Raw genomic sequence first — 13,763 nt, 5'->3', positions numbered from 1 at the left:
TTCAGATTTCTATGCCGGCTTCTGCCTGGCGTAATTTCTTTTTGGTATAATTCTTTTTCAGTTCGGCTACGGTGTGCTGCCAGTCGTGGTCATAGGCCACCTCCATTTTCTCTTCCACTGTCCTGATCAATGCAGCATCCTGTGGCCGCTGTTGCTGCACCAGGTCATAAGCCATGAAGGGATATTCTGACGACTGTATTTCTTCTACGGTGAGCTGGTCTGTTAACAGCAATGCACTGCGGGAGGCTGCCAGGCTTTCCTCCCGGAAGTTTTTGTACTCTGCAAAGACATACGCTTTGTAGTAGGCCGAAACAGCCTGTGCAGTAAAACCAAATTGTACGGCCTCATCACCCGCTTTCATAAACCATTGCAGCGCCTCCCTGCGTTCTTTCTGCACCTGGTAGCAGGCTCCCTTGTAAGTATAGTATTGCAGCAGCAAGGGTTTCATGGATTCATTGCCGGCCATTATTTCCTGCCGGCAAAGGCGGATGCCCGTATCCAATAAGTGCTCTATGGCGGGGTGATCACGGAAGGGAAACAGCATGCCGGCATAGGTGATATAGGCAGTGGCCAGCAGCACTTTATCGCCGCTCTTTTTAGCCGTTTCAATGCCCTTTTCGCCCCAAGTATTTAACAGTGGCTTATTCTTTTTAGTGGATGCATCGCCCATTTCAAACATACACTTGCGGAAAAAAGCATAGGGATCGGTGGTGTGGCCACTGGTGGCTATCTGGCGTATGGCTTCCTGCATCCGCAGGTCATGGCGAAGGGTAACAGCTTCATGCCGGTATTTTTCAAATACTTCGCCCCAATAATTGCTGTCTGCATGATCAAACAACAGCAACTGCGTACCGGTAGGTCTTAGCTGCTCCATCCACCGGCATATCCATTGTCTGAACTGGCGCGGGTCGCTCATTTGCTTGGGAAGCAGGCTGAATACAAACGGCGTAGTGGGCATTTTTACCCAGTTCCTGTATAACTGTATCATGCCGGGCAGTAGTTCATCGCAGCCGGCATAGTCTTTTGCTGCTACGGCTTTTTGAAAGAGGCTTACTTCCCAGTTGCCGGTAACACCGGCTGCCCGCATCGCCTTCTGTTGCTCCTCCTCTTCGTATTCATGCAACCAGTTTTGTATGAGGTCATAACTATAGGTTTCTGCCCGGGTAAAAGGCGTATAAAAGAAAACAAAGAGGTTATCCAGTTTTCCGTGGGCCGAAGCTTCCAGCCGGCAAAAGCCTTCATACATGCGGCTGTCTTCCGGCTTCAGCATCCAGCGCAGGAGGGTATGATGAGGCTGCACATTGTTCTTCCACACTTTCACCATCTCATCCAGTCGCACCGTTATGGGATTGTGTTCATTCATTGTTTAATTCATTTATGATAAGGTTAGTTAGGCTTTTACTTCGATAGGGCCGGAGGCCCTGAAATAGGACTGCGAGACTGCAAGTCTCGCAGAGCGACTGACATCAACAATTCAATTTGATGGTAGCGGCGGCGATGCAGGTATCGGCCTGGCTTTGTACCTGCACAGCAGTGGAAGAAAGTAACACTTTCTCCGTACCCGTCACAGACACTTCCGTTTGCCCACCAATGTCTACTTTATTTTCAGAGGTCACATTGACGGCCGACTTCGATTGCACATTCATTTCATTCTTTCCAAAGAGGGTCGCCGTTTCAGACAACTGCCCGTCGAACTTTTTGGATTCCATGTATATCTCATTCTCCGCCAACATGGTGATCTTTTTGGTCTTGAAAGTGATCTCATCCACAGCATCTATCATCACCGTCTTGTTGGATTTCACCGTAATGTTACCAGCCCCGTCAATGAGCATGCTGTTACCATCCTTGTCTTCCACAAAAACACTCCCGTCTTTATCATTCATCACCACCTTATTGCCACTGCGTGTTTGCAGCGCCTTCACATCATTGCTGCCATTGCTGAAGGTATTGTTGGCCTTTCCATGGTACACAGTGCCTGCCACATAGGGCTTGGTAGGACTATCTCCTTCAAAACCCACAATAACTTCCTCCCCTATTTCGGGAATGAAGAACATCCCTTTGCCACCACCGCCATGCGGACTGGTAACCCGTATCCACGGCGTTTTCTCCGCACCATTCATCCAATGGAATTTTACTTTTACCCGGCCCAGTCCATCGGGGTCATGGTTATCGGTCACCATGCCGCTTTGCGTTTCGCTGTAGGGCGTCATCTGTTTGCCAAGCGGCGGCAGTTTGATCCCGGATGGTATGGCCGTAAAGTCGTTGTTGTAGTTGCCCTGTCCATCGAAGTAATGATTGATGGAAAGGACGAGGTAATCACCATAATTTTCATTGGACAGGTTCAGCAGGTTACGTCCCTGTACGCTGATGGTGCCGCCTGGTTTTAAACCAGGATGGTCGCTGCTGCCGGCAAATCGCACGTTGTTGCTGCTTTGCATGGCAGCCTTGATATTGAGCACATCATCCAACTGCTTCTTGTTGGAGAAGAACTGGTTGTTCCAGAGTTTGGGCTGGGAGGCGTATACTGCCTGACTGGCCTGCAGTACGTGCTTGCCCAGCTCATTCAGCCCCGCCTTGCTTTCTATGCTTTGTGGCGTACTGTCGTACACTTCGTGGTTGAGGTAATCATAAGCCATCATCTTACTGTTGGATGGATTCACCTGCAGGGCCATACTGAAGCGGCTGAGGCTGCTGCCGAAGGTTAAAGAAGCGGCGCTACCGGCCTGAGGAGGGCCTATATGCAGTTGCTCTCCATCATAGAAGAGCCATTCGCCGTACGTGGAACAGATGTATTGCAGGAACTGCCAGGCAGTTTGTTTATACTGTACGGTATAGGCCAGTGTTTCGGGATAGAGCGGTGCTACCTGTGGCTGCAACAGGTTTTGCGGAAAGTGTTTGAGCACATCCTGCACAATGTTTTTGACGGCCTTTTTCGTCCAGCTTTTACAGTGAGGGCCACTGTCTAAGATAATGGTGGGACTACAACCGGAGATGATGAGATTGCCTGCATGGCCACTGAAACGGTCGGCTTCTACCTGCATTACGATGCCTTTGAACTGTAAGGTACCTGCTGCGCCCACAGGCGTTACGGATGCCTGGAGTACACCTCCTATGAGGTTGCGCGAGGCCTGGAGCATGCTGCCGCCCAGCCCGTCAATAGATTCGGCGGGGCAGACCAGCCTGAAATAATGGTGATCAAATATCTGCTGGGTTAGCTGAAAAGAGGTTATTTGCCGTATGGGATTACCGGCAATACTAAGGTTACTACTGATGAGTTGTGCCATAAAAAATGTTATGTCGTTTATGGTTATAAGAGAACCAATCTTTTAAAAGAACGTACTATGCTCCTGCTTCACGTCCCGGCAGTGATGTCCCGGAAAAAGGCAACATTCGACCAAAGCCGGAGGCTTTGAAATACCCGTCACCAGCCAGAGGCTGGCGACTTATTCAGGCCAGTTGTTTTTGAACTGTGATTCATTCATTTTTACTTCTTTGGCACTCAACGTTACCTGTACCTGCATGGGATTATCAGTATTGTGGTCATAGGTTTCATAGTAGTCCACACAATGGGCATCTGAAAACTCCAGGGTTTTTAATTTGCTCATATTATCCCGGCGGTAGAAGGTGATCGTGCCGCTTTTGGTTTGGGTAGGGCTCACCATCCAATCAAACAGGTCGGTGCTGCCATTACTTTCCACCACTACGGTCACAGATCCGCCCTGCGGTATGGCGGTAGGCTTGCCGGTGCCGTCAGTAGCCTGTGAGAAGCGAAAAGCGCAATGCAGTACATTGACCTCGTCTCCGTCTACTTTTAATTTTGCTATGAATGACATGGAAAATAGATTAATTGGTGATCGTGTCGTTGCTCATTCCGGTTCGTGAGGACACGAACCGGGACGATGTGATCGTGTGCTTCAGCAGCAAAAGGGTGAAGCAATTGCCCACCCTTTTGCAACGGATATTTTATTTTACCCATTCATTTACGTGTTTACCGCTTCCCACTTCAATGGTCTGGGCGCTAATGGTAAACGTTTCAGTAATGGGGCTATCGCCGGTACTATCAAAGTTCTCCTTGTAATCTACCAGGTAACCTTCTGTGAAATTCAGTGTTTTCTGTGCAGCATCGGTATCCCGTTTGCTGAAAACAATAGACCCATCTTTACGCTCGAAATTGTTGGTCATCCATTCGAAGAAGCTGGTATCTCCGGTGGATTCAATCGTGAGGGTGATCTTACCGCCGCGGGTAATGGAGGAAGGACGCCCGGTAGCGTCGGTTTCCTGTTTCAGCGCATAGCTGCAGGCCAGCACATTTACTTCTTTGCCAGCCACTTTGAGTTTTGACTTGAAAGACATACTTAATGGTTTTAAAAATTAAAAAAGGTATAAGACCAAATAATAAAAAACAGTGTTGGGGGAATAGCGATGCATGATCCCCTGCCGCTGTAGGCAGACAACCAGGCACCATCGCCTATTCCAGCAATGAGCTTAACTTAATGTCTTCGTTAAACGTGTTTTAGGGGGAGAGAATGAAACCTATTTATTCTGCTCATACGTTGATTGCCATTCTGCCTTATCGGCATCATCACCCTTCTGGCCTTCCAGTTTGATCAAAAAGGTTTTGGCAGGAAAATAAGGCTTCAGGTGAATATCCAGGTATATCCGGTCTTTTTGAACAGGGTCCTGCTCAAAACGTTTGATCGCAAAGTCTTCGATCAGTTTGCTGGGACCGGTTATGCCATCCAGGAATTTCACAATTTGTCCGTTGAGTTCTTTGCGTGTAGATGCATTGAAGTTTTCGAATGTGCGGCGATTGAGGAAGTCCATCATCACCTTGGTTACGTAGTCAAACACCCTTACTACAGAATAAGTCTGCAGTCCAAGGTTATCGCCATTAAACAAGGTCTTGGCAGAGAATGCCATTACTTTACCGTATTCTTTTACCATGGGAATAAGCCCCAGCTTTTCCAGTCCGGCTATTTCGCTTTTCTTCAGGTCGAAACGGACGCCATCCACTTCATTGATACCGCCGAATTTTTTACCGGCCGTTACCTGCGACATGAGGGTGGTATATACCTTGCCTGCCAGTGCGGCCGCCGGTGGCACAAAGAGGTCTTCTGCTTCATCAACTTCATCAAATTTACCACGGCCTACCAGCCAGTTGCAGGTCATGATCACATTGGAGCGGTAAGGATCGCCGCTGGTGAGGTTGGCTGCCTCAAACAGTTCCATTACATCATCGGGCGTATCCAGGTTCTCAAAATCGGTGACCAGCATCACCTTGCTTTCATAAGCGATCTTGGCCCATTTTTCTACTACTTTGTTGCTGCCGAGGTAGCCGGGCAATACCAATATACTATAGTTATTACGCAGATCGAGGCGGTCATAATTCTCCAGCAGCTCTGTACGGATGGAATCAATGAACCGGGTATTGTCCAGGTCCTTCAGTTGTTCCGGCTCTACATTGATGATGGAGATGTTCTTTATTTTGAGGCTTTCTGTATTTTTAAAGAAGAGCGCCAGGGAGCGGTAGGACCTTTCCAGTTGTGCTGTTTCCTGGATGGCCGTTTTCAGGTTTTTCTTTAATACCTGGCTGGCCTGTGCGGAACGCTCTTCACAGGTGTGCACCATATCAGTAATGTCTTTGGAGCTTTTGAGCACTTCCAGCCATAGCTGGAGTGTTTTTTTCAGGGCAGCCCTTTCTTCTTTTTTGGCGTTCTCTTCGAGGAATATTTTTTTGCGTGCTTTTCTTTCCGGGTTGATGTTCTGCACGGCATCTATGGCTGATTCCAGCAGGTCGAAGCCGCCATATTTAGCCAATCCCTGCACACTTCTTTCTAATTGTTCGGCGGACTGACGTACGGGGCTCAATGTTTCCTGCACAGCAATGTCTTCCTGCGGCACCGTAGCATTGGTAAGTTTTGTACTCATAATAATAAGGTATACGTGGTTGGATGGTTTTACAATGATTAGTTACCGGCGATAACTACCTGGCTGTTTCCAGCTCTTCTACCAGCGCCTGCAGTGCCTTGATGAGGTGCTCCCTGCTTTCTTCACCTGCCAGCGCCTGCTTCAGCAGCTTATTCGATTTCAGTTGGCGGATGATCTTCTGGTATTGCAACTGCTTCATATTCACATCACCGAGGTATTCACTTTGGGCCACAATGCCTTTAACACCAAAATCGGCCAGCCCTTTAAAGTGCAGGGTCTCTTTGCGCATGGCACCTTCTTCTGTTTCAAAGGTGATGTCCACTTTCGGCTTGTAGTGCTCAAAGGCATCATCAATGCTGGTGAGTCCTTCCACGATATCCGGTTTCACGGGTGGCTCGTGTGTCAGCTTCTCGGCCAGCAATACACGGTTCTGTGGAATATCTGCAAAGGCTTCATAGGCGTCGGTTTTCACCTCGGTGCCACCTATTCCATAAGGTTCAATAGACATAGTTTATCGTTTTACGTATATGGTAAAATACAGCCTTCATACACCATAGGCATGATGTACTGCTGCTAATTGCTGACCTTACTTGTTTAGGGGAAAAACTAACGGGGTTGCTTAAAACAAAAATAAACGCAAATACTATTCCTAAAAATTAAAATAACGGCGTTGCACAAGTAAATTAGTAAAAAATCCCCACATACCCTTGTTCATCAAAAAGTTTACATGGAGTTAACGTTGTATTTACTCCTCTTCCTAATCCGCAGCGTCCCCTCCGGGAGACACTGCGGGGAAATTAATCGTTTCTCCGCAGCGTGTGATGTTGGTGTGTCATTTTATCCACACCAGTTTGCCTGCGGCGTCTGCGTCCAATGTCCATCCTGATGCCGGGGGCGTTTCCCCACTGATGATCATGCGCGACAGCGGCCGCCGCAACTGGTTCCGTATGACGCCCGACAATGGCCGCGCCCCATATTGGGGCGCATAACCCATCTTCGCCAATTGCTCTTTGGCATTCTCTGTCAGGGACAAACGAATGCCTTGTTTTTCTAATAAAGCATGCAGCCCCCGTAATTGAATATCCAGTATGTTCCGTACCATCGCCGTGGTCATGGGTGCAAAAGGCAGAATTTCTGTCAGGCGACCCAGGAACTCAGGCCGGAAATGCTGGCTCATGATCTCCATCAGTTTCCCGGAATCAGGTATCTCATTCCTGTTAAATGCATCCACCACAAACTGGCTGCCGATATTGGAGGTAAACAACACCAGCGCATTAGAGAAGTCGCCCTCCTTCCCCAGTTTGTCGTGCAGCTTGCCTTCATCCATGATCTGCAGGAAAATATCGAATACTGATTTATGCGCTTTTTCAATTTCATCAAACAACACCACGGAATAAGGCTGCTGGCGTATCTTATTGATCAGCAAGCCTCCCTCTTCATATCCTACGTAGCCGGGCGGCGCGCCATAGAGTAAGGCGGCAGCATGTTCTTCCTTGAACTCCGACATATCGAACCGGATCATGGCGCTTTCATCCTGGAAAAGAAAATCGGCCAGCGCTTTGGCCAGCTCCGTTTTACCGGTGCCGGTAGGCCCGAGGAAAAAGAAAGAACCTAATGGTTGTCCGGGTTTCCCCAGGCCAGCCCTTGATTCGAGGATCGCTTCACTGATGGAACGGATCGCATGGTCCTGCCCGATGACCCGTTGCCGGAGAATGGTATCCATTTTCAGTAACCGGTCCTGCTCCTGCGCCTGCACCTTGCCAATGGGAATACCTGTTCGGTAAGCCACGATGGCTGCCACATCGGCATTGCTTAACAATAACCTGTCATCCGCCGCAGCCTCTTCCAGCAATACATATATTGTTTGCAGGTAAACGATCCAGGCGTCGGGGTCCATGTGCTCCAGAGGACCAGCGGCAGGCGGTACAGCCGCCCATAGTACAGGGCTGAGCCGCTGGCTGAGCTGCTGGTAATGCCATTGCCAGTCTTCCTTTGTATGCTGGTTGCCCGGCTGTTGCCATTCCTCAAACAGGGCTTTCATCTCCTGCACAGCTTTGGCGCCGGTATCGCGGGTCAACCGTAAGGCAGCCATGGCATGATCGGCCAGGTCTATCGCAGCATCCGGCAAACGGCGGTCTTTGACATAACGCTTGGCCAGGCGGATGGTTTCGTGCAGGGTATGGTTGTCTACCTGTATCTGGTGGTGCTGTTCATAGCGCGGCATGATGATCTTCATCATCCTGTAAGCAACAGCCGCATCCGGTTCTTCTACTTTGATGACATCAAAGCGGCGGGCCAGGGCTTCATCTTTCTCAATGTATTTGCGGTACTCTTCGGGCGTGGTGGCGCCGATGACGGTAATTTCCCCACGTGCCAGCTCAGGCTTCAGCAGGTTGGCAGCACCCGCCATAGCACCCTGTTTATCCATGAGCACATGCATCTCATCAATAAAAAGGATGGCTTTATCAAACTGCTTGATCTCGCGGATAATACTTTTCAGACGTTCTTCCACCTCTCCTTTATAAGAAGCGCCTGCCGCAAGCGCACCATTGTCCAGTTCAAACACCTGTGCCTGTTCCAGGAAGGCAGGCACCTTACGTTGTTCAATAGACTGTGTAAATCCATCCACCAATGCCGACTTCCCTACCCCCGGATCGCCAATGATCAATACATTGGGCTTGGAGCGCCGGCTCAGTATCTCTGCCATAGCCCTGATCTCTTTATCCCGGCCTACAATAGGGTCTGTCTTTCCTTCACGCGCCCGGATATTTTTGTGTACGCAGTATTTTAATAATGCCTGCTGACTAAATGCTTCGTTTGATTGATCAGGAGATGATGCACCATTTTTTTTCTGTAAGGGATCTTCCTGCACAGCCTGCGTTACCAGTTCCTGCCGCTGGAGGGGAAAGGTCTTCAGTTGTTCATAACTGAAGCCTACACCGGGCGTGCTGAGTGCTGCCAGTATATGCAGGGGCTCTACCTGGTCCTTACCGGTCATGAGCCGGATGATATCGGCCTCATCCATCACGGCTTTCACCTGCTCGTCGCTGCTGAGCACATCATCCAGCCGGGTAGCTTTGGGCAGTGATTCCAGCCGCACATCGGCCCATTCTTCCATGTAATAAATATCCTTCTGTAGTTGTTTTAATAAAGGCTGTAGTCCGGCTTCTTTGTGCACCAGGGCTTTCAACAAGTGCGGCGTTCCAATGCGTGGGTGCATGTTCTCGCGCGCCAGCGCCTGCGCTATATGGCTTACACGTTTGGTGGTTTCTGATAAGTGAATGCCGCTCAATTGTTCTGTCATAAAATATATTTTAGAATAAGCCGAGGAAGCCTTTTTTCAGCTTCATGCTTACATTCAGGCTGATGATGCAATTGGTTTCACTGCTCTTGATCTGCTGCACGTTGAGCTCTTTAATTTTCTTTTCGCCTTTAAGGGCGCTCAGCTTGTTGCAGAACTCAACGAAAGTGATCTCCTCTCCATTGAGGCTTACCGGTATATTCAGGTTGTTGCAGAGATAAGGGGTAAACCCTTCTGCCTTAAAGAAATTGCTGGCCACCATGCGCAGCTTACCTTCCAGGTCCTGCTTGCTGATGCTGGCGCCCATTGGCTTGGGAGGTTCTTTCATGGCTGGTTGTTCATTGGCCTGTTCATTCAGGGTGGGCGTAACAGGCTTGGCCGGTATCACGATGATATTGCCGGGCTGCCGGTTGCGCCGGTTATTGTTGTCCTTTGGCCGTGCCGCTTCGTTCACAAAGACTTTACAGGTAGCCATTTGCTGCACATTGTTATTGATGACCAGGGCAATGGTTTTCAGTCCGGGAGTTTTGTATACATAACTGGCAGTGGAGGAAGTGGCATCTATGGCAGCCGTCTCGCCAAAACGCCATTCCCAGCTACGCGCACCTGCCGTGGTATCAGTAAAGGTAACGGGCATCCCTACTTCTGCCGACTGGGGACAGACAAAGGTGGGCAGCAGCAATGGATTTTCCAGTTTAGGCGCCCGGGTGATGTAGATGGTTTTGTATTCGCTGCATGTTCCATTCACCGTAAGGGTGATGGTATATTCCCCGGGCACGTCGTAAGTATGCACCACGGAAGATATATTGGTCTGGCTCACTTCATTGTCGCCAAACTCCCAACGGAATTCCTGTCCATTGCGGACATCTGTTTCAAAACGGATGGGCTCTCCGGTACGGTAGTATTCAGCCTTCGCTTTGATATGGAAAGCCAGGCAGGGTTCATAGCTCTTATACCGGAAAGCGGTGACCATCAATGCCACCAGGCTAAGGATGATCATGGTGATGATGATCTTATCATCGAGGTAAGCCGGTTGTATTTTTTTATTTTCCATCATTGAATAATTGTTTCGGGTTTCGCGTTTGGGGTTTCGGGTTGCTACCGCGGTTTAAAGCAGTTGACTAAATACTAATAATACCGTATGCTCAATGTTCAGTTAAGAAACCGCTTCACCCTTCCTGCCGCCACATACCGTTTCTTCCAGTAAGGATCATCGAGGTTGGCCAGGCTAACGCCCTGTGAAGAGGAAGCATTGACAAAAACACGGTTTTGCAGGTAAAACCCTACATGCGAAACCGGTTTGCCGGGAATGGTCGCAAAAAAGACCAGGTCGCCTTCAGCGAAATAATGACCGTCATGAAAAGGCTCTATACTTTTAGTAAAGAACTGTTCCACCGATGTGCGGGGCACGGGGATATTGTATACATCCTGCAGCAGGCGTTGCATAAAGGCAGAACAATCAATCCCTTTTTCATCGGTGCCGCCCCAACGGTACGGCGTTTTCATCCATTTATCAATAAACTGGTAGAGGGTCATATTTTTCAGACTGTCGGGATCGGTTTTCAGCCAGGCGGCATATTTCACCCGCAGGCGTTGATCGGGGCTCAAGGCAGCGAGGGTGCGATTGCTGCTATCGGCCGTGCTTACCACAATGGTTTGCCAATTGCTGGCAGCTTTCCTACTGTTGCCGCACGCAATTGCCAGGACTGCTATGATAAAATATAATATTACATGTTTACTCATCGCTCAAGGGTTGCCCCTATGGGGCAAATGAATTTGTCTATGTTAATTTCTACAAAGCGGTAGCCCCTAAAGGGGCAGAACGCAGTGTTCAATGCTCAGTATTCAATGATCAGTTAATAGCCCGCGGCATTGCTGGCGCGGCGCAGGAGGTCCAGGTCGCGGCGGGCCTGGTCCAGGTCGCGCTGCGTTTGCTCATACTTCGATTTGTAATCTTCCAGTTTTGCGGGCATATCCCCCATGCTTACTACCTTGTTGGTCGCATCCTGGTAACGCAGGAACAGGTCGAGTATATTTTTATTCATCCGGCTGTAAATACTGCTGTCTTTGTATTGCAGGTCGGTGAGCTCCCGCAGACGTACTGCTATCTGCTGGTTGAGGTACATGCTGTTTACACCGGGCTGCCGCAGGGAATCGATCAATACTTTGGCATGGTCCATACTGTTGGCAAATTTCTCCTGCGCCAGGCTCTGGGTACGGTAACGGCTCACCTGCTGCCGCAGCACTTCATTTTCTTTGGCAGGCATGCGCATGTCGAAATAGATAGCACCTGAAACCAGGCATACCGTGATGACGAAAAAGAAAAGGAACTTTAAAAATGCCCGGTCCCTTTCCCGGGTATTGACTACAGTTTGCATTTTTATGGTTTTAATGGTCAATTGTTTGAGTGGTTCGTGGGGACACGAACCACAGCGGACACGAACCACGGCCTAATCAGCCAGGAAGCTTCTCCGTTTTTTTACTGCTCCGTTCTCATGCTGCGGCACCAGGATCTGCTCTTTCACGAATATGCCTGCCTCTTTTTTCTTACCGATGTATTCCAGCCTGGACAGGTTGGCAAAGAGCGCTGAAATGATCTGTGTAAATCTCAGCACCTTATCCAGCGCCTCATTAATATCCAGGTGATTGTATTTGTAATTACAAACAGTTACTATCGCGCCCTCCAGTTCTCCCTGTGTTACGCCGCACCATTCGGTAAAGTAGCTCACCAGCTCATCCTTGCTGGTACCGGTGAAATAGTCCATACTGTTTTTAAGCATCCGCGCCAGCCCGGTTACTGCTGTGATCATGAATACCGGTGGCTGGTAGAGATAGGTTAACCGGAAATTGCTGTATTCACTGGCTGTATAGGCGGTTATCTGCTGGCAGATGAGGTGAATGGCATCGGCCAGTTCATTCTGTTGTTTCTTCTGCAATATTTTCTGGATAATGTGCAGGGCATAAAGCTCCATCTGTCCGAAGAATTGTTCCAGGCCGGCATGTACTTCCAACAGTTCATGATGACTGTTCACAGCGGTACAGGGCGGTATGTATTGTTCCACCAGTTTGACCACCTGTTCTTCCACCACCACTTTCCCTACCGGCACCTGGCCACTGCCCGGCGCCAGGGTTCCTGCTTCATTCACCGGCAACAGGTGCAGGCTATAGGCAGGCATGGTAAAAGGCAAGCGGGGTGGAGATTCGCCCGGATCAGCCGGACCAAAAGGAATACGTTCATAAGGATTGACGGACAGCACTACGTACCAGGCTTCCGACAAACCTTTGAGCTCACTGAAGGGCACCTGCAAACCAGGTACAGTAACTGCCAGGTTTTGACCACTGAGCGCTGTATCACTGTCAAACTCCAGCACATAACCGCCCCGGGTAATGGCCCGGCAATGCTGTATGCGCAGGTGTATAGTCTGTTCATTATCGAGCGAGAGGAACAATTTTACCGATGCCTGGTGACGGTCCAGCAAAGGCAAGAGGCCATAGTTGTGCTCATTGAGAAAACTCCCCACAGTCTGCGCCTGCCGCCAGGTGAATGCATGATCCTGCGCAATAAAATGGTTTTTATTGATCTTCATGCCATTGGCCCAGTTCACGGGCAAAAATTCCTGTTGTGCTTCCATGCGTAATGATTTATTCAAACGTGCGTGCGCATACGATCACATCATTCTCCCTGATGTTGTTGGTAAAGATCGTTCTGTCTGCATCTACGTATCTGGTGAATATATTGTACCATTTGGGTTTCTTGTAAAACATCCATCCATGTGGCGATCCCTGCCCGTTGACGAAATGGATACGTCCTTCCGGGTGCCGCTCATTGTAATCATTGATGAAGTAATAGAACAGGGTACCCAGTTCCATATCTGTAGGCGCTTTCGCCCTGAAGTTGGTATACCAGGCATCCTCGCCTTTCTTCTGAAATTCAAAGCTGATGAGCAAGAGGTTCTTCAGTTTGCTTTCATCCGGGTCTTCCACCGGCTGATGTACGGGATAATACCATTGTTTCAATACTTTGGGCGGCAGCGCCATAGCCTGCCGGAAAGTGTACAATACAAACAGGGGCACCCCGAATACCAATACTGAGGGCATGAGCGCTATCTCCAATCCTTCCCGGTTCATCAGGCGGTAAGCCAGCACAAAGCCCACAGCGCCTACCACCATGATGAGGAAGGTAAAGATGAAGTCGGGCCAGAAAGCCCTGTCGCCCCCCCAGGGCAGTTTGCGCTCCATGAGGTATACATGGGCCGTACCATACAGCAGGAACAGCACCTGGAAGAAAATAAAATACCCGGTATAGCTGCTGAATAAGGGCGCCCCTATGATAAGACCGGTGAGGGCAAATAACAGCGCGGCTATTACCAGGTACAGGATAGCCCGCTTGCTGAAAGGTTTGAAGCTGTTCCGGATCTTACGGGCCACGAAGCCGAGGATCAGGGAAAGGCTGAGGAACCCGATGCCCAGTAACATCAACACCTTATTGAGGTCTGGTGTTATTAATCTTTCCATATTGTCGTACTGTTTTATG

12 protein-coding genes are annotated in these 13,763 nt (G+C 49.3%); all 12 read right to left on the bottom strand.

What is annotated here, in order from left to right; translation table 11 throughout:
• Window position 1 precedes the first annotated feature (1 nt).
• The 12 genes from HB364_RS25325 to HB364_RS25270 all read right to left on the bottom strand — a co-directional run bounded on the left by HB364_RS25325 (window position 2) and on the right by HB364_RS25270 (window position 13,744).
• Window positions 2–1,363: a hypothetical protein gene (locus tag HB364_RS25325; RefSeq protein WP_167291168.1), complete on the bottom strand. Its 1,362-nt coding sequence runs from the start codon at window positions 1,361–1,363 to the stop codon at window positions 2–4.
• A 103-nt stretch (window positions 1,364–1,466) separates the two neighbouring features.
• Window positions 1,467–3,284 (bottom strand): type VI secretion system Vgr family protein, encoded by a 1,818-nt coding sequence (locus tag HB364_RS25320; protein WP_167291166.1) that lies wholly within the window; start codon window positions 3,282–3,284, stop codon window positions 1,467–1,469.
• A 159-nt stretch (window positions 3,285–3,443) separates the two neighbouring features.
• Window positions 3,444–3,833, bottom strand: coding sequence for a type VI secretion system tube protein TssD (gene tssD / locus HB364_RS25315; RefSeq protein WP_167291165.1), 390 nt, complete (start codon window positions 3,831–3,833; stop codon window positions 3,444–3,446).
• 130 nt (window positions 3,834–3,963) lie between these two features.
• Window positions 3,964–4,353, bottom strand: a complete 390-nt coding sequence (gene tssD, locus HB364_RS25310; RefSeq protein ID WP_167291164.1) for a type VI secretion system tube protein TssD — start codon at window positions 4,351–4,353, stop codon at window positions 3,964–3,966.
• Window positions 4,354–4,533: 180 nt separating this feature from the next.
• The gene (locus HB364_RS25305) at window positions 4,534–5,928 is read right to left on the bottom strand and encodes a DUF5458 family protein (RefSeq protein ID WP_167291162.1); all 1,395 of its coding nucleotides are present in this window, start codon (window positions 5,926–5,928) and stop codon (window positions 4,534–4,536) included.
• Window positions 5,929–5,983: 55 nt separating this feature from the next.
• Window positions 5,984–6,436: a hypothetical protein gene (locus HB364_RS25300; protein ID WP_167291160.1), complete on the bottom strand. Its 453-nt coding sequence runs from the start codon at window positions 6,434–6,436 to the stop codon at window positions 5,984–5,986.
• A gap of 324 nt (window positions 6,437–6,760) precedes the next feature.
• Window positions 6,761–9,232 carry an ATP-dependent Clp protease ATP-binding subunit gene (locus tag HB364_RS25295; RefSeq protein ID WP_167291159.1) on the bottom strand — a complete coding sequence of 824 codons (2,472 nt, stop codon included), beginning with the start codon at window positions 9,230–9,232 and terminating at the stop codon, window positions 6,761–6,763.
• 10 nt (window positions 9,233–9,242) lie between these two features.
• Window positions 9,243–10,283 (bottom strand): PKD domain-containing protein, encoded by a 1,041-nt coding sequence (locus HB364_RS25290; protein WP_167291157.1) that lies wholly within the window; start codon window positions 10,281–10,283, stop codon window positions 9,243–9,245.
• Window positions 10,284–10,381: 98 nt separating this feature from the next.
• Window positions 10,382–10,972, bottom strand: a complete 591-nt coding sequence (locus HB364_RS25285) for a C40 family peptidase (RefSeq protein ID WP_167291156.1) — start codon at window positions 10,970–10,972, stop codon at window positions 10,382–10,384.
• 113 nt (window positions 10,973–11,085) lie between these two features.
• Window positions 11,086–11,607 carry a type VI secretion system TssO gene (tssO, locus tag HB364_RS25280; protein WP_167291154.1) on the bottom strand — a complete coding sequence of 174 codons (522 nt, stop codon included), beginning with the start codon at window positions 11,605–11,607 and terminating at the stop codon, window positions 11,086–11,088.
• 72 nt (window positions 11,608–11,679) lie between these two features.
• Window positions 11,680–12,861 (bottom strand): hypothetical protein, encoded by a 1,182-nt coding sequence (locus HB364_RS25275; RefSeq protein WP_167291152.1) that lies wholly within the window; start codon window positions 12,859–12,861, stop codon window positions 11,680–11,682.
• 10 nt (window positions 12,862–12,871) lie between these two features.
• The gene (locus tag HB364_RS25270) at window positions 12,872–13,744 is read right to left on the bottom strand and encodes a TssN family type VI secretion system protein (protein WP_167291150.1); all 873 of its coding nucleotides are present in this window, start codon (window positions 13,742–13,744) and stop codon (window positions 12,872–12,874) included.
• Window positions 13,745–13,763 lie beyond the last annotated feature (19 nt).

Source organism: Paraflavitalea devenefica, from assembly GCF_011759375.1.
GTDB lineage: Bacteria > Bacteroidota > Bacteroidia > Chitinophagales > Chitinophagaceae > Paraflavitalea > Paraflavitalea devenefica.
Note: the sequence above shows the minus strand (reverse complement) of the source record. Positions and strands in the feature narration are given on the sequence as shown.

What these genes read in the sequence shown, in the direction of transcription:
- HB364_RS25275 (WP_167291152.1), bottom strand. Translation starts at nt 12,861, where the DNA reads ATGGAAGCACAACAGGAATTTTTGCCCGTGAACTGGGCCAATGGCATG.
- tssD (WP_167291165.1), bottom strand. Translation starts at nt 3,833, where the DNA reads ATGTCATTCATAGCAAAATTAAAAGTAGACGGAGACGAGGTCAATGTA.
- HB364_RS25320 (WP_167291166.1), bottom strand. Translation starts at nt 3,284, where the DNA reads ATGGCACAACTCATCAGTAGTAACCTTAGTATTGCCGGTAATCCCATA.
- HB364_RS25305 (WP_167291162.1), bottom strand. Translation starts at nt 5,928, where the DNA reads ATGAGTACAAAACTTACCAATGCTACGGTGCCGCAGGAAGACATTGCT.
- HB364_RS25285 (WP_167291156.1), bottom strand. Translation starts at nt 10,972, where the DNA reads ATGAGTAAACATGTAATATTATATTTTATCATAGCAGTCCTGGCAATT.
- HB364_RS25270 (WP_167291150.1), bottom strand. Translation starts at nt 13,744, where the DNA reads ATGGAAAGATTAATAACACCAGACCTCAATAAGGTGTTGATGTTACTG.
- HB364_RS25325 (WP_167291168.1), bottom strand. Translation starts at nt 1,363, where the DNA reads ATGAATGAACACAATCCCATAACGGTGCGACTGGATGAGATGGTGAAA.
- tssD (WP_167291164.1), bottom strand. Translation starts at nt 4,353, where the DNA reads ATGTCTTTCAAGTCAAAACTCAAAGTGGCTGGCAAAGAAGTAAATGTG.
- HB364_RS25290 (WP_167291157.1), bottom strand. Translation starts at nt 10,283, where the DNA reads ATGGAAAATAAAAAAATACAACCGGCTTACCTCGATGATAAGATCATC.
- HB364_RS25300 (WP_167291160.1), bottom strand. Translation starts at nt 6,436, where the DNA reads ATGTCTATTGAACCTTATGGAATAGGTGGCACCGAGGTGAAAACCGAC.
- HB364_RS25295 (WP_167291159.1), bottom strand. Translation starts at nt 9,232, where the DNA reads ATGACAGAACAATTGAGCGGCATTCACTTATCAGAAACCACCAAACGT.
- tssO (WP_167291154.1), bottom strand. Translation starts at nt 11,607, where the DNA reads ATGCAAACTGTAGTCAATACCCGGGAAAGGGACCGGGCATTTTTAAAG.